Here is a 14403-nt window from a genome sequence, read left to right on the forward strand (position 1 = left end):
TCCGTATCGATGTCCGCACTCACCCGGCGTGTCGCGCCCGAACCTCTTGCCGACATCGAAGATGGGCGCCCGATTCCCCGGAAAGGCCCCGGAGGTGTCCTCACCAGCCGAGGTCGAAGTCCTCCCGGGGAGCGCCTTTCGAGCTGATATCGCATACGACTCAGGGCCTGGGAACGCGAGGTGGCGGGAATTGCGATCCACGCGGCGGCCCGGCGGCGGTCGGGCTCCGACGCCGGGCCGGGTAGCAGGAGCGAGCAGCAGGATGCGGAGCAGCGGGCCGAGGTGGGGCCTGCCACTCGGCGCGGCCGACGATCACGACGTTGGTCCGGGGCGGGGCCCGGGCGGGACCGGGGCGGGGCCTGGGCGGGACCGGGGCGGGGCCCGGGCGGGACCGGGGCGGGGCCCGGGCGGGGTCGGGGCCGAGCCGGGACCGGGGCGGGGCCCGGGCGGGGCCGAGCCGAGTGCGCGATATCACCAACGACTCAGCTCGAAAGGAGTCCCGCCCCTACCTACCCGCCTGGCCGGACCTACCGCAGGAGCCGCGAAATCCGTCGTTTATGTAAACGCCGATCGCTGAATCCGTTGCCTTCGACCGAAGATACTTGCGTTATCAGCAACGACTGTGGGATAACCGTGGGCAGAGCGGCCGGTGTCACCCCGGACCGGCCCGCGACCCGATGGGGCTGACATGGCCAACGCCACCGACCACCTCTGGATGCACTTCACCCGGATGGCCAGCTACTCCGCCGGCGAGGTCCCGACCATCGTGCGCGGCGAGGGCGCGTACATCTGGGACGCGCAGGGCCGCCGCTACCTCGACGGGCTCGCCGGGCTCTTCGTGGTGAACGCCGGCCACGGCCGGACCGAGCTGGCCGAGGCCGCCGCGAAGCAGGCCGGCGAGCTGGCGTACTTCCCGCTCTGGTCCTACGCCCACCCGACCGCCGTGGAGCTGGCCGAGCGGATCGCCGCTCTCACCCCGGGCGACCTGAACCGGGTCTTCTTCACCACCGGCGGCTCGGAGGCCGTCGAGGCGGCGTGGAAGCTGGCCCGGGCCTACTTCAAGCGCACCGGCCAGCCCAACAAGTACAAGGTGGTCAGCCGCTACATCGCCTACCACGGCACCTCGATGGGGGCGCTGTCGATCACCGGGCTGCCCGGCATCAAGAGCGACTTCGAGCCGCTGGTGCCCGGCGGCATCAAGGTGCCGAACACCAACTTCTACCGGGCCCCGGAGCACGGCGACGACCCGGAGGCGTTCGGCCGGTGGGCCGCCGAGGAGATCGGCCGGGCGATCGAGCGGGAGGGGCCGGACACGGTCGCGGCGGTGTTCCTGGAGCCGGTGCAGAACTCCGGCGGCTGCTTCCCGCCCCCGCCCGGCTACTTCGCGCGGGTCCGCGAGATCTGCGACGCGTACGACGTGCTGCTGGTCAGCGACGAGGTGATCTGCTCCTGGGGCCGGCTCGGCGAATACTTCGGCGCCACCCGCTACGGCTACCAGCCGGACATCATCACCACCGCCAAGGGCATCACCTCCGGCTACGCCCCGCTCGGCGCGATGATCGCCAGCGAGCGCCTGATGGAGCCGTTCCTCACCGAGACCGGCATGTTCGCCCACGGCGTGACGTTCGGCGGGCACCCGGTCTCCTGCGCGGTGGCGCTGGCCAACCTGGAGGTGTTCGCGCGGGAGGACCTGGTCGGGCACGTCCGGGCCAACGAGGACGCGTTCCGGTCCACCCTGGAGAAGCTGACCGACCTGCCGATCGTCGGCGACGTGCGGGGCGACGGCTACTTCTACGGCATCGAGCTGGTCAAGGACAAGGCGACCCGGGAGACGTTCGACGAGGCGGAGTCCGAGCGGTTGCTGCGCGGCTTCCTCTCCACCGCGCTGTTCGCCGCCGGGCTCTACTGCCGGGCCGACGACCGGGGCGACCCGGTGGTGCAGCTCGCCCCGCCGCTGATCGCCGAGCAGCAGCAGTTCGACGAGATCGAGCAGATCCTGCGGGTCGTGCTCACCGAGGCGTGGTCGCGGCTGTAGACCGTGCGCTACCGGGACCTGTCCTACTGGCTGTCCGACCTGGACGAGCCGCTGACCCCACGGGCCGGGTTGCCCGGCGACACGGACGCCGACGTGGCGATCGTGGGCGCCGGGTACACCGGGCTGTGGACGGCCTACTACCTGGCCGAGGCCGATCCGACGTTGCGGATCGTGGTGCTGGAGCGGGAGATCGCCGGGTACGGCGCCTCCGGCCGCAACGGCGGCTGGTGCTCGGCGCTGTTCCCCACCTCGCTGCCGGCGCTGGCCCGCCGGCACGGGCGGGACCGGGCGCTCGCCATGCAGCGGGCCATGCACGCCACCGTCGGCGAGGTCGGCCGGGTGATCGCGGCGGAGGGCGTCGACTGCGACTGGCGGGCCGGCGGCACGGTGCTGCTCGCCCGCTCGCGGGCGCAACTCGACCGGGCCCGGGCCGCGGTGGCTGAGGCCCGCGCCTACGGGCTGACCGACGACGACCTGGTGCTGCTCGACGCCGCCGAGGCCACCGCCCGGTGCGCCGCCGACGGGGTACGCGGCGGCACGTACACCCCGCACTGCGCGGCCGTGCACCCGGCGAAGCTGGTCCGCGGCCTGGCCCGGGCGGTGGAACGCCGGGGCGTACACGTCTTCGAACGCACCGCGGTGACCGCGCTGCGGCCGGGCGCGGCGGTGACCCCGGCGGGCGTGGTCCGGGCGCCGGTGGTGGTCCGGGCGACCGAGGGCTTCACGCCGGCGCTACCCGGGCACCGGCGAGCGGTGGCGCCGGTCTACTCGCTGATGGTGGCCACCCCACCGCTGCCCGCGGAGACCTGGGCCCGGATCGGGCTGGCCGGGCGGGAGACGTTCGCCGACCACCGGCACGTCATCGTCTACGGCCAGCGCACCGCCGACGACCGGCTCGCGTTCGGCGGCCGGGGCGCGCCCTACCACTACGGCTCCCGGGTGCGCCCCGGCTTCGACCGGGAGCCCCGGGTGTTCGCGGCGTTGCGCCGGGCGCTCGGCGAGCTGTTCCCGGTGCTCGGGCCGGAGCCGCCGGTCACGCACACCTGGGGCGGTCCGCTCGGCGTGGCCCGGGACTGGGCCGCCTCGGTGGGGCTGGACCGGGCCACCGGGCTGGCCTGGGCCGGCGGGTACGTCGGCGACGGGGTCGGCACCAGCAACCTCGCCGGACGTACGCTCGCCGACCTGATCCGGGGCGTGGAGAGCGACCTGACCGCGCTGCCCTGGGTCGGGCACCGCTCCCCGCGCTGGGAGCCGGAGCCGCTGCGCTGGCTGGCGATCAACGCCGGCCTGAAGGTGATGTCCTCCGCCGACGCCGCCGAGCACCGCACCGACCGCCCGTCCCGCCGAGCGGCCCTCTTCACCCGTTTCCTGGGCCACTGACCGCCGGTCAGTGGTTGGGGGGGATCACCCGGAGGTGGCCCCGGCGGCCCTGCTGGTGCGGGGGCTGGGCCTGGGGGCGGGACTGGGGGTCCTCGGGCGGGCGCGGCGGGGCCGGGCGGGCGGCCTCGCGGACCGCCTCGGCCAGCGCGACCAGGTCGTCGGTGGTGGGCGGCGGCGGCTCGAACTCGCCCTCGTGCCGCACCACGTCCCAGCCGCGCGGGGCGGTCAGGCTGCGCGCGTGCTGCTCACACAGGTCGTACGTGTGCGGTTCGGCGAACGCCGCGAGCGGGCCGACCACCGCTGTCGACTCGTTGTAGACATAGGTCAATGTGGCGACCGCTTGCCGGGGGCAGCCGTTACGGGAGCAGCGCCGTGGTGACCTCACGTGCGGCAGGGTATCCCCATTACCGGGTCCGGCGCACCGCTTCGCGTTACGACACGCCCGTCATGGTGATCACAATTCGCCCGATCGGCGCACCGGCGCGCCGGGGTGCCGCGCCACGGCGGCCGGGCCGGGCCACCGGGCTACCCTGTCCGTCATGACGAGCCCGCAGAACCGCCGCCCCGGCTCCGGCCGGCGCACCCACCGCGACCGGCACGGTCGGGGGCTGCGCGGGCGGCTGGTGCCGGCCACCGTGCCGCTGGCCCGGACCAAGGCCGAGGTCTTCGACGACCTGGTGCTCGACACCGTGGAGACGCTGGAACGCCGGTTCGCCAAGGAGCTGGCCGGGGTGGAGTTCGCGGTCGAGGACGTCCCGCCGGACCTGAACGTCTACGACTCCGACGTGCTGGAGGACGGCGAGGTGCCGCTCGCCCGCCTCCTGCCCGGTCGCCCGGGCCGCCAGGAGGTGCCGCCGCGCATCGTGCTCTACCGGCGGCCGCTGGAGTTCCGCGCGATGGACCGGGAGGACCTGGCGGATCTCGTGCACGACGTGATCATCGAGCAGGTGGCGAACCTGCTCGGGGTCGACCCCGACGAACTGGCCTGAGCGCCGCACGTCGCGCCCGACCTACGGACCCGGGCGGCCCCCACCGCCCGGCCCGTACGCTCCTCAGGCGGCGACCCGCCGCTTGAGCTTGCGCCGCTCCCGTTCGGAGAGGCCGCCCCAGATGCCGAACCGCTCATCGTGGCCGAGCGCGTACTCCAGACATTCCGTCTTCACTTCACACCGCGAGCAGATGCGCTTCGCCTCGCGGGTCGAGCCGCCCTTCTCGGGAAAGAACGCCTCCGGGTCGGTCTGCGAGCAGAGCGCCCGCTCCTGCCACTCCGGCGCGTTCCCGAGCAGGTCGGCCACCTCGAGCTGGCCGTCCATCGATTGCCTCCTTGTCGCGCACCGGCGTCATTCGCCGCTGCAACCCCCCACGCGAAAGGCGTGCCTGTTCGTACGGGCCCAATTGGTGCGCTTCCGTGCGAACAACCCCATTCAAATTACACGCGTGTAATGCGTGCGCCGTCAAGCCAAACTTGATAATGGAGTCGCCCTCCCGACACGTCCGGGACAACCGCCGTGGCCGCCCCTAGCCTCGCAACCTGCCCTATCGATTCAGACCCCGGACGAGTAACGCCCTCCCCGGCGAGTTGCCCCAAGTTTTCTGCCGTGGCGCGACACCGGGTGGGCCGGCCGGGCGCCCCCGCCGGCCGTCGTCCAAGATCACAAATGGTGGGGCAAAGGGTAACGTGCCCGGCTGGGTACCGCCTGCCAAGGCGATCAACGCCGATCGCGCCCCGTCCACCATGTGGACGGGGCGCGCAGGTCGGCGGAGTCGCCGGTCAGTCGTTTCGCGACGGTGAGCTGGTCGGCCAGACGAATTCGGCGATCGACCCGCCGGTGACGGAGATCGCGCCGGCCGGCGTGTCATCGTCCCACCAGACGGTATACACACCCGCCTCCAGATCCGGGTAGACGGCACTGTGGAAGACGCCGTCCAGGACGTGCCGCTCGCGTACCGCCGAGTGGGTACGTGGCCCGTCCCGATCCGCGCGGCTGATCTCGATCTCCCGTCCGTGCAGCTCCCGACCGGTGTGGATGATCAGCGCACCGGTGTCGCCGCCTAGGTCGAGCATGACCGTGCCCCGGTACGACGGGCCGAGATCGTGATGCTGGTGTCGATGCATGGCGCGCTCCCGTCAGGACTTCTTCGCCGGCGGGTTGTTGAACCCGTCGTACGGGGTGCCGAGGAACGGGAAGTCGGCGAGGAACGGCGCGGTCACGTCACCCGCGTCCAGCCCCGGCGTGACGGCCGCCGCCGCGGCGTCCGGCTTGAACGTCTTGTCCACCAGCGGCACGGTGAGCCCGGCGATCGCCCGCAGCGCGATGGTCACCACGTCGTCGCCGACCCGCCGGCCGTTCGGGAAGCCGGCCAGGTCGCCGCCGAGCACGCCGAACCGGTCCGGTTTGGCGCTGGGCCGGATCGCCGTGTTCAGCCGCAGCATGTCGGCCTGCGTGTCGCCGGTGGTGTTCGCGAAGCCGTCGATCAGCCCGGCCGGCACGCCGGTGAGCAGGATCGCCACCAGGTCCGCGCGCGGCTTCTTCGCCTTGTTCAACGCCTCCAGGCTCGGGAACACACCCGGGTAGAGCACCGGCAGCAACGCGGCCAGTTCGGGCCGCTCGACGAACCCGGCGAACCGCTTGTCCTCCGACGGCGGCAGCGTGTTCCACAGGTCCTTCTTGGACATCGGCACGATCACCTCGTTGAACAACGGGTTGCCGAGCCGCGACACCTGCGTGAACGGGCCGGTGGTGACGTCCTTCGACACCCGGTCGCCGAGCACCCGGACCTGCTGGCGGGACGCGCTGGTCCAGACGCCGATGGTCGACGCGCGGTCGGCGTAGCCGTACCGGCTGGACTTACGGCGCACCTTGGCCAGCGGCACCTGGATCGCGATGCTGTGCACGTTCAACCGGTCCAGCGCGTTGACCGGCTCGCCCTCGGTCTTGAACAGCTTCTTGCCGGCCACGTGCAACTGCTGGAACGGCCGCAGCGTGCCCAGGTCGAACACCGCGCCCAGGTCCACGAAGAAGCCGTCGGCGCGCTGGCCGGCGAACACCTTCTCACCGGTCGACAGCTTGAACGTCGCCTGCTTCACCAGGTTCTGGTAGTTCGGCGTGGACAGCGGACCCACGTTGCACGGCGGGCAGGGCAGCTTCGTGGCCAGCACGTGCTCGCGGCCGTCCGCCACCCGGGTCAGCCGGTAGAACTGGCGCCGGTTCCAGTTCTTGCTGTCCAGCGACTCGATCGCCCCGGTGTTGTAGAGAAAGCTGTTCTGGTTCGTGATCTCGGTGGTGAATTCGAACCGATAGGTGACGTCCGGGTAACCGTCGCCGTCGTTGTCGACGTGGATCTCGTACCGGACGTCGTCGCCGAACTCGAAGAAGTTGGGGCCGCCGGACGGAAGCTGCACCGGCACGTAGTTGGCGATCAACGTGACCGTGTCCGGCCGGGTCGGGCTGACGAACGCGTACAGGTCGGAGCTGTCGGCGACCGGATCCTTGGCGATCTCCGGGGCCTCGCGGTGAGAGGACATGGCGGAACCACACCTTCGTCGGGGGGACGTGAGTCGGGCCGGCGTCGGGGCCCGCGCCGGAAGGGGGCGGGGCTCAGCGGCGGGCGGCGCGCACCAGGCGGTCGGCCAGGCCGCGGTCGCGCACCTCGACCCGGGTCGTGCCGACGAAGACGTCCATCGTGCCGGTGGCGGCGTCGCGGAGGTGCACCACGATCGGCTCGTCGCGCCGGCTCGCGGACGGGGCGTTCTGCGCGGCGGACAGGCCCGGCACGGCCAGCGCGGCCGCGCCGAGGGTGGCGCTCGCCGCGGCGGTCAACGTCTGCCGGCGGGTCAACCGCGGCCAGGCCCGCCGCCTCGGCGCGTCGGTGGTCTCGTCAGTGCTCATCGGCAACCTTTCCGCAACCGGCGCCGCAGCGCCGCGGGGGGCGGGCACCCGGACGCCGCCGGGTCCCCGGGCTGGGGTCACCGGCGGCGGTCCTCGCCGCAACCGCCGCCGGCATCCACAGGTACGGCGCGGCGCGGAAAAAGGTTCGACGTCAGGCGCCGGCGTGACCGTACGCGGTCGTCCGCTTGCGGAACGGTCGCCCGGCCGCGGTCGCGATGGCCCGCAACTGCTCCTCGGTGCGGGCCGAGCCGTTGCCCGAGCCGGCCATCCGGGAGATGGTCTCCTCCATCAGCGTGCCGCCGAGATCGTTGCAGCCGCCGCGCAGCATCTCCACCGTGCCGGTGTCGCCGAGCTTCACCCAGGAGCACTGGATGTTGTCGATCCGGCCGTGCAGCAGCAACCGGGCCATCGCGTGCACCACCCGGTTCTCCCGCCAGGTCGGCCCCGGCCGGGCGATGCCGGCCAGGTAGATCGGCGCGTTGGTGTGCACGAACGGCAACGCCACGAACTCGGTGAAGCCGCCGGTACGGTCCTGCACCCCGGCCAGCACCCGGAAGTGGGCCAACCACTGGCCGGGATGGTCGACGTGGCCGTACATCATCGTGGAGCTGGACCGGATGCCCAGCTCGTGGGCCGTGCTGACCACGTCGACCCAGGCGGCGGCCGGAAGTTTGCCCTTGGTGAGCACCCAGCGCACGTCGTCGTCGAGGATCTCGGCGGCGGTGCCCGGGATGGTGTCCAGGCCCGCCTCGCGCAGCATGCCCAGCCACTCGCGCACCGGCACGCCGGCCTTCGCCGCCGCGGTGACGATCTCCATCGGGGAGAACGCGTGCACGTGCATCCCCGGCACCCGCGCCTTGATCGCGCGGACGATGTCGGCGTACCCGGTCACCGGCATCTTCGGGTCGATGCCGCCCTGGAGGCAGACCTCGCTGGCGCCCGCCGCCCACGCCTCCTCGGCCCGGTCGGCCACCTGCGACAGCGACAGTCGGAACGCGTCCGCGTCGCTCTCCCGCTGGGCGAACGCGCAGAACCGGCAGCCCACGTAGCAGACGTTGGTGAAGTTGATGTTCCGGTTGACCACGTAGGTCACGTCGTCGCCGACCGCGTCGCGGCGCGCGTCGTCGGCGATCCGGCACAGCTCGTCCAGCGCCGGCCCGTCCGCGCCGAACAACGCCAGCGCCTGCGCCTCGTGCGCCGGCGCCAGCAACGCGCCCGGGTCCTGCGCCGCCAGGCTCAGCCCCGCGCGCAGGTCGCCGTCCGCGCCGCCGGTCCCGGGTACGCCGACCGGACGCTTGACCTTGTCGGCCACCTCGGACCAGTCGCCGTAGACGCTGTCGAAGTCGCCCCGCCGGTCCTCCGTCCGCCCGGTCACGTCGATCGTGGCGTGCAGGTCGGTGCGGCCGCCGTGGACCTCCTCCGGCTCCTGCCAGGGCCGCCCCACCGGACGGGCCTCCTCGACCGCCAGCCCGGTGGCCGGGTCGGCGAGCGCGGTGACGTGCGGCAGCAGGCGCGGATCCAGCCACGGGGCGCCGGCCCGCACGTACTCGGGGTAGACGGTCAACCGCTCGCGCAGCGTGAACCCGGCGGCGGCGGTACGCGCGGCCAGCTCGTCGAGCTGCGGCCAGGGCCGCTCCGGGTTGACGTGGTCCGGGGTGACCGGGGAGACGCCGCCCCAGTCGTCGATGCCGGCGCGCAGCAGCAGGTCGTACTCGCCGGCGATCAGGTTCGGCGGCGCCTGGATGCGGGCCCGCGGGCCGAGCAGCACCCGGGCCACCGCCACGGTGGCGGCCAGGTCGTGCAGCTCCGCGTCGGGCATGCCGCGCATCGCGGTGTCCGGCTTGGCGCGGAAGTTCTGCACGATCACCTCTTGGAGGTGGCCGTACTCCCGCATGGTGCGGCGGATCGCGAACAGCGCGTCGACCCGTTCGGCGCCGGTCTCGCCGATGCCGATCAGGATGCCGGTGGTGAACGGCACGCCGACCCGGCCGGCGTCGTCGAGCACCCGAAGCCGGACCGCGGGCTCCTTGTCCGGTGAGCCGAAGTGCGGGCCGCCCGGCTCCGACCAGAGCCGGGTCGCGGTGGTCTCCAGCATCATGCCCATGCTCGGCGCGACCGGCTTGAGCCGTTGCAACTCCGACCAGGTGAGCACGCCCGGGTTGAGGTGGGGCAGCAGGCCGGTCTCCTCCAGCACCGCCACCGCGCAGGCGCGCAGGTAGTCGAGCGTGGAGTCGTAGCCCCGCTCGTCCAGCCACCGACGGGCGGCCGGCCACCGCTCCTCGGGGCGGTCGCCGAGCGTGAACAGCGCCTCCTTGCAGCCCTGCGCGGCGCCCTCGCGGGCGATCGCCAGCACCTCGTCGCGTTCCAGGTAGGCGGCGGGCAGCCGGTGCGGCACGGTGGCGAACGTGCAGTAGTGGCAGCGGTCCCGGCAGAGCCGGGTGAGCGGCACGAAGACCTTCTTGGAGTACGTCACCACGCCGGGGCGGCCGGCCTCCCGCAACCCGGCGTCGCGGATGTCGCTGGCGACCCGCAGCAACTCGTCGAGGGCCTCGCCGCGCGCGGTGAGCAGCTCCGCCGCCTCGTCCGCGTTCAGCGCCCGGCCGGTGGCGGCGCGGCCCAACGCCCGCCGCACACTCGCATCAACCATCGGCCCAGCCTATGCACCCCTCCGGGGGGTAAGGAGGGGCCCCCTCTTAACGCCTTCGGTAGAGGAGGGGGCCCCGCTTAACACCTGCGACCGGTGGGGTCACCGGGGCTGGTTCGGGTCCTCGCGGTCGAAGCGCTGGGTGCGCTCGTCGTCGGCCGGGGACGCCGGCCGGCCCGGGTCGGCGGACTGGCGCGGGATCGCCTGGGTCGGGTCGGCCGACGGCGGCTGGCCGAACGGCGGCGCGGGCGGCGGGGCGCCGAACTGCGGGGCGCCGGACTGCGGAGCGTCGGACGGGGAAGCGCCGAACTGGGAGGTGCCGGCCTGCGAGCCGAACTGGGGAGCGCCGGGCTGCGCGCCGAACTGGGGCGCACCCGGCTGGGAGCCGCTGAACGGCGGGGCGCTGGACGGCGGGGCGTCGAACGGCGCGCCGCCGGACTGCGGGGCGCCGAACTGCGCGCCGGGCTGCGGCGGGCCGAACGGCGGGGCCGACTGCGGGGCGTGCGGCGGCGCGGTGTTGAACGGCGGCGCCGACTGCGGCTGGCCGTACGGGCCGGCCTGCGGCCAGCCGGGCTGCGCCGGCGCGCCCGCGTGCGGGTAGCCCGGGCCGGTCTGCGGGGGCACGCCGGCCGGCGGGTAGCCGCCCGGAGCCGGGTAGCCGCCGGGCTGACCGGGCTGCTGCGGCCAGCCGGGCTGGGCCTGGCCGTAGACGCCGGGCTGCGGCTTGGGCTTCGGCACGTAGTAGAGCGTGCGCCAGATCTTGATCACCACGTACGCGGCGACCGCGAAGATCGCCAGCCAGGCCACCCGGGTGAGCAGGCCGAGGAAGGCGTCCAGCACCTCGCCGTCGGCGAGCCGGCCGACCAGCCAGGCCAGGAACGTCAGCGCGCCGAAGATCGCGGAGACCAGGTACTCGAGCACCGCGACCTGGGTGATCAGTTTCGCCTTCGGCAGCACCGGGCGGATGTGGGTGGCGAGCAGGACGGCCAGCAGCGGCAGGACGGTCGCCTCCAGCCCGACGAAGGCGAAGAAGGCGCTCCCGGCGCGGCCGCTGAACGTGCTGTAGTCGTCGGTCGGCACCAGCAGGCGTACCAGGGCGGCGAAGAGCAGGACGGCGTTCGCGCCGAGCAGGACGAGCGCGGCCAGTTCGCGTAGCGGTTTGGTCAGTTGGCTGGCCTGCGCGGCGTCACCGGACGCGGGCTCGGCGGGGCTGGTCACGGACTCCCCCAGGGGACGAAAGCGGACAGTTGGCGAAGTGAGCCTAGTCTCTCCGGCCACCGGGCGATCGACGGCGGCCCGTGCGCGAGGATGGACGGCATGCGCATCGTGGTACTGACCGGCGGCATCGGGGGCGCCCGCTTCCTGCTCGGCGTCCGGGCGTACGCCCGCGAGGTGGGCGCCGAGGTGACCGCCGTGGTCAACGTCGGCGACGATCTCCTGCTGCACGGCCTGAAGGTCTGTCCCGACCTGGACAGCGTGCTCTACACGCTCGGCGGCGGGGCCGACCCGGAGCGTGGCTGGGGCCGGGTCGGCGAGACCTGGACGGTGAAGGACGAGCTGGCCGCGTACGGGGCGGAGCCGAGCTGGTTCGGTCTCGGCGACAAGGACCTCGCCACCCATCTGGTGCGCACCACGATGCTCAACGCCGGCTACCCGCTGTCGCAGGTCACCGAGGCGCTGGCCAGCCGCTGGCAGCCCGGCGTACGCCTGCTGCCGGCGACCGACGAGCGCCTGGAGACGCACGCGGTCGTCGAGGACGACCAGGGGCGGCGGGCGATCCACTTCCAGGAGTGGTGGGTGCGCCACCGGGCGGACGTACCGACGCACCAGTTCGTCTTCGTCGGCGCGGACGCGGCGAAGCCCGCCCCCGGCGTGGTCGAGGCGATCGCCGCCGCGGACGTGGTGCTGATCGCGCCGAGCAACCCGGTGGTGAGCATCGCCCCGGTGCTGGCCGTGCCCGGCCTGCGCGACGCGGTGGCCGACGGCCCGGCCCCGGTCGTCGGGGTGTCGCCGATCATCGGCGGCGCGCCGGTACGCGGCATGGCCGACCGGTGCCTGGCCGTGCTCGGCGTGGAGTGCAGCGCGGCCGGGGTGGGCCGCCTCTACGGCGGCCGCGCGGCCGGTGGGCTGCTCGACGGCTGGCTGGTCGCCCCGGAGGACGCCGGGACCACGGTCCCGGACGTGACGGTCGCCTCGGCGCCGCTGCGGATGACCGACGACGCGGCGACCGCCGCGATGGTGCGCGCCGCGCTGGAGTTGACGTGAGGCTGGAGATCCTGCCGGTGCCGGGCATCGGCCACGTGACCGAGGGCGACGACCTGGCGGCGCTGATCGCGGGCGCGGCGGGGTGGCTGCGCGACGGCGACGTGCTGGTGGTCACCAGCAAGATCGTGTCGAAGGCGGAGGGCCGGCTGGTCGACGTGCCGGCGGACGGCCCGGAACGCCTCGCCGAGCGGGACCGGGTGCTGGCCGGCGAGACCGCCCGGGTGGTCGCCACCCGGGGCGCGACCCGGATCGTGCAGACCCACCACGGTTTCGTGATGGCCTCCGCCGGCATCGACGCGTCCAACGTGGACAAGACCCGGTTGGTGCTGCTGCCGGTGGACCCGGACGCGTCCGCCCGCGCGCTGCGGGCCGCGCTGCGCGACCGGTACGGCCTGGACGTCGCGGTCATCGTCAGCGACACCATGGGCCGGCCGTGGCGCAACGGGCTCACCGACGTGGCGCTCGGGGTGGCCGGCATGCCGGCGATCCGGGACCACCGGGGCGAGGTCGACCCGTACGGCAACGAGCTGCACCTGACCCAGATGGCCGTGGTCGACGAGCTGGCCGGCGCCGGTGAGCTGATCAAGGGCAAGTGCGACCAGGTGCCGGTCGCGGTCGTCCGCGGTTATCTCGACGCGCCCCGGGACGACGACGAGGGCGCCCGGGCGCTGGTGCGGGACGCCTCGCTGGACCTCTTCTCGCTGGGCACGGCGGAGGCACGCGCCGCCGGCCTGCGGGCGGCGGCCACCGTCGCCGACGGCGTCGGCCCCGCGCCGGCCGAACCGGCGACGGTGGCCGGGGCGATCGCCACGGTCGCCGGGGTGGTCGCGCCGGGCACCGTCTTCACCCACGTCACCGACGAGGAGGTACGCGCCGGACTGGCCGCCACCGTGCCCGGGTGGCCGGCCGCGGCGACCGGTCTGGTGCTCGGCGCGGCGCCGACCCCGGTGGACCGGGCGGACCTGGTCCGGTTCGGCGCGGACCTGCAACGACTGCGGACCGCGCTGGCCGCCGAGGGCATCGAGTCGACGCTGCTGCCACCGCCGGCCGGCACCACCGCGAGCGCCACGCTGGCGATCTGACCGGTCACCGGGCCGGGTCAGGCGTCGAGGACCGCGCGCCCCAGCGGCGTGAGCGTGTGCAGCACGGTGTTGCGGTCGCGGTGGCTGACCAGCAGCCCGGCGTTGCGCAGCACGGTGGTGTGCTGGCTGGCCGCGGCGGCGGAGATGTGCAGCCGCCGGGCCATCTCGCCGGTGGTGCAGCCCTCGTCGGCGACCTGGAGCACGGCCGCGCGGGTGCGGCCGAGCAGCGCGGCCAGCGCCTCCCGTTGGGCGGCGTCGATCTCCCCGCCACCGGATTCGGGGGTGAGACCGCCGAGCCGGTCGACCGGGTAGACCAGCACCGGGGGCAGGCTCGGGTCGAGCAGCGCCACCGGGGTGCGGGAGCAGAAGAACGACGGCACGAGCAGCAGGCCGCGGCCGTCCAGGTGCAGTTCCCGGGTGTCCGGGTAGTCGAGCACCTCGAGCACCCCGTCGGCCCAGCGCATCGCCGGCTTCAGGCTGGCGAGCAGCCCTTCGGCGCCACCGTCGAGCATGGCCCGGGCGCGACGGGCCCGGTCCGCCTCGACGGCGGCCTGGACCCGGGCCCAGTACGGTGTGACCGCCAGCGAGTTGTAGCGCGCCATGGTGTCGGTGAGGTCACGCAGCACCTCGGGTTCACCCTCGGCGAGCGTCGTCGCCGCCGGTGGCAGCGGGGTCTCCGCGGCGAGGACGGTCAGGTCGCGGCGCAGCATGCCGCGCGGGGTCTCCCGGACCGCTTCCAGCCCGGCCTCGAACCCGTCCCGGCTGGCGGACGGGGTGAGGAAGTCGGGGAAGTAGCCGCGCGGCGGGTTGAGCGCGAGCAGCAGCCGGTAGCGTTCGGCGCCGGGGTCGGTCCGCAGGCCCCGGGCGACGCCGCGACGCCAGGTGTTCGACAGCGGGTCACGGCTGCGGCCCTGGAGCAGGTGCAGGCTGAGGACCAGTTCCCAGAGCGGATCGGCGGCCGGGGCGACCCGGGTCCGCAGAATGTCCTCGCGCGAGAAAATGATCTTCAACATGGAGCGCTCCCGGGTGGACGCCGGAGGTGCCGGCCACCCCTGGCACTCTACCCGCCGGCACTAATCTCCATCTTTAAGCGTGACGTGAAAGACC

At 73.8% G+C, this 14403-nt stretch carries 13 protein-coding genes; 5 read left to right on the top strand and 8 right to left on the bottom strand.

Annotated features, from left to right (window positions below):
* Positions 1–688 precede the first annotated feature (688 nt).
* Together H1D33_RS19565 and H1D33_RS19570 are read left to right on the top strand one after the other, a co-directional pair.
* Positions 689–2035: an aspartate aminotransferase family protein gene (locus tag H1D33_RS19565; protein ID WP_181571770.1), complete on the top strand. Its 1347-nt coding sequence runs from the start codon at positions 689–691 to the stop codon at positions 2033–2035.
* Between the two features lie 3 nt (positions 2036–2038).
* Entirely contained in the window at positions 2039–3415 is a 1377-nt protein-coding gene (locus H1D33_RS19570; RefSeq protein WP_181571769.1) for an NAD(P)/FAD-dependent oxidoreductase, read from the top strand.
* Positions 3416–3422: 7 nt separating this feature from the next.
* Here the strand turns inward: H1D33_RS19570 and H1D33_RS19575 are convergent, their stop codons facing one another.
* Positions 3423–3800 carry a DUF3499 domain-containing protein gene (locus tag H1D33_RS19575; RefSeq protein ID WP_307755220.1) on the bottom strand — a complete coding sequence of 126 codons (378 nt, stop codon included), beginning with the start codon at positions 3798–3800 and terminating at the stop codon, positions 3423–3425.
* Positions 3801–3954: 154 nt separating this feature from the next.
* On the opposite strand from H1D33_RS19575, the gene H1D33_RS19580 reads away from it, so the two are divergent.
* On the top strand, positions 3955–4404 hold the full coding sequence (locus H1D33_RS19580; RefSeq protein ID WP_018787548.1) for a metallopeptidase family protein: 450 nt from the start codon (positions 3955–3957) through the stop codon (positions 4402–4404).
* A gap of 63 nt (positions 4405–4467) precedes the next feature.
* Here H1D33_RS19580 and H1D33_RS19585 read toward each other — a convergent pair whose 3' ends face one another.
* The 6 genes from H1D33_RS19585 to H1D33_RS19610 form a co-directional block, all read right to left on the bottom strand.
* Positions 4468–4728 carry a WhiB family transcriptional regulator gene (locus tag H1D33_RS19585; protein ID WP_013284161.1) on the bottom strand — a complete coding sequence of 87 codons (261 nt, stop codon included), beginning with the start codon at positions 4726–4728 and terminating at the stop codon, positions 4468–4470.
* A 458-nt stretch (positions 4729–5186) separates the two neighbouring features.
* Positions 5187–5531 carry a phospholipase gene (locus tag H1D33_RS19590; protein WP_181571768.1) on the bottom strand — a complete coding sequence of 115 codons (345 nt, stop codon included), beginning with the start codon at positions 5529–5531 and terminating at the stop codon, positions 5187–5189.
* Between the two features lie 12 nt (positions 5532–5543).
* Positions 5544–6941, bottom strand: a complete 1398-nt coding sequence (locus H1D33_RS19595) for a DUF4331 domain-containing protein (protein ID WP_181571767.1) — start codon at positions 6939–6941, stop codon at positions 5544–5546.
* 73 nt (positions 6942–7014) lie between these two features.
* On the bottom strand, positions 7015–7305 hold the full coding sequence (locus H1D33_RS19600; protein WP_181571766.1) for a hypothetical protein: 291 nt from the start codon (positions 7303–7305) through the stop codon (positions 7015–7017).
* A 151-nt stretch (positions 7306–7456) separates the two neighbouring features.
* Positions 7457–9952: a bifunctional FO biosynthesis protein CofGH gene (locus H1D33_RS19605; protein WP_181571765.1), complete on the bottom strand. Its 2496-nt coding sequence runs from the start codon at positions 9950–9952 to the stop codon at positions 7457–7459.
* Between the two features lie 99 nt (positions 9953–10051).
* The gene (locus tag H1D33_RS19610; RefSeq protein ID WP_181571764.1) at positions 10052–11167 is read right to left on the bottom strand and encodes a hypothetical protein; all 1116 of its coding nucleotides are present in this window, start codon (positions 11165–11167) and stop codon (positions 10052–10054) included.
* Positions 11168–11266: 99 nt separating this feature from the next.
* Between H1D33_RS19610 and cofD the strand changes: the two genes are divergently transcribed.
* Both cofD and H1D33_RS19620 read left to right on the top strand, forming a co-directional pair.
* A complete protein-coding gene (cofD, locus tag H1D33_RS19615) occupies positions 11267–12214 on the top strand; it encodes a 2-phospho-L-lactate transferase (protein ID WP_181571763.1) in 948 nt (315 codons plus the stop codon).
* The gene (locus tag H1D33_RS19620) at positions 12211–13296 is read left to right on the top strand and encodes a coenzyme F420-0:L-glutamate ligase (RefSeq protein WP_181571762.1); all 1086 of its coding nucleotides are present in this window, start codon (positions 12211–12213) and stop codon (positions 13294–13296) included. The genes cofD and H1D33_RS19620 overlap by 4 nt, the downstream gene beginning before the upstream one ends.
* Positions 13297–13313: 17 nt before the next feature.
* On the opposite strand, the gene H1D33_RS19625 is transcribed toward H1D33_RS19620, so the two are convergent.
* Entirely contained in the window at positions 13314–14309 is a 996-nt protein-coding gene (locus tag H1D33_RS19625; RefSeq protein WP_181571761.1) for an ArsR/SmtB family transcription factor, read from the bottom strand.
* Between the last annotated feature and the right edge of the window lie 94 nt (positions 14310–14403).

Origin of the sequence: Micromonospora ferruginea (genome assembly GCF_013694245.2) — a bacterium.
Taxonomy (GTDB): Bacteria; Actinomycetota; Actinomycetes; order Mycobacteriales; family Micromonosporaceae; genus Micromonospora; species Micromonospora robiginosa.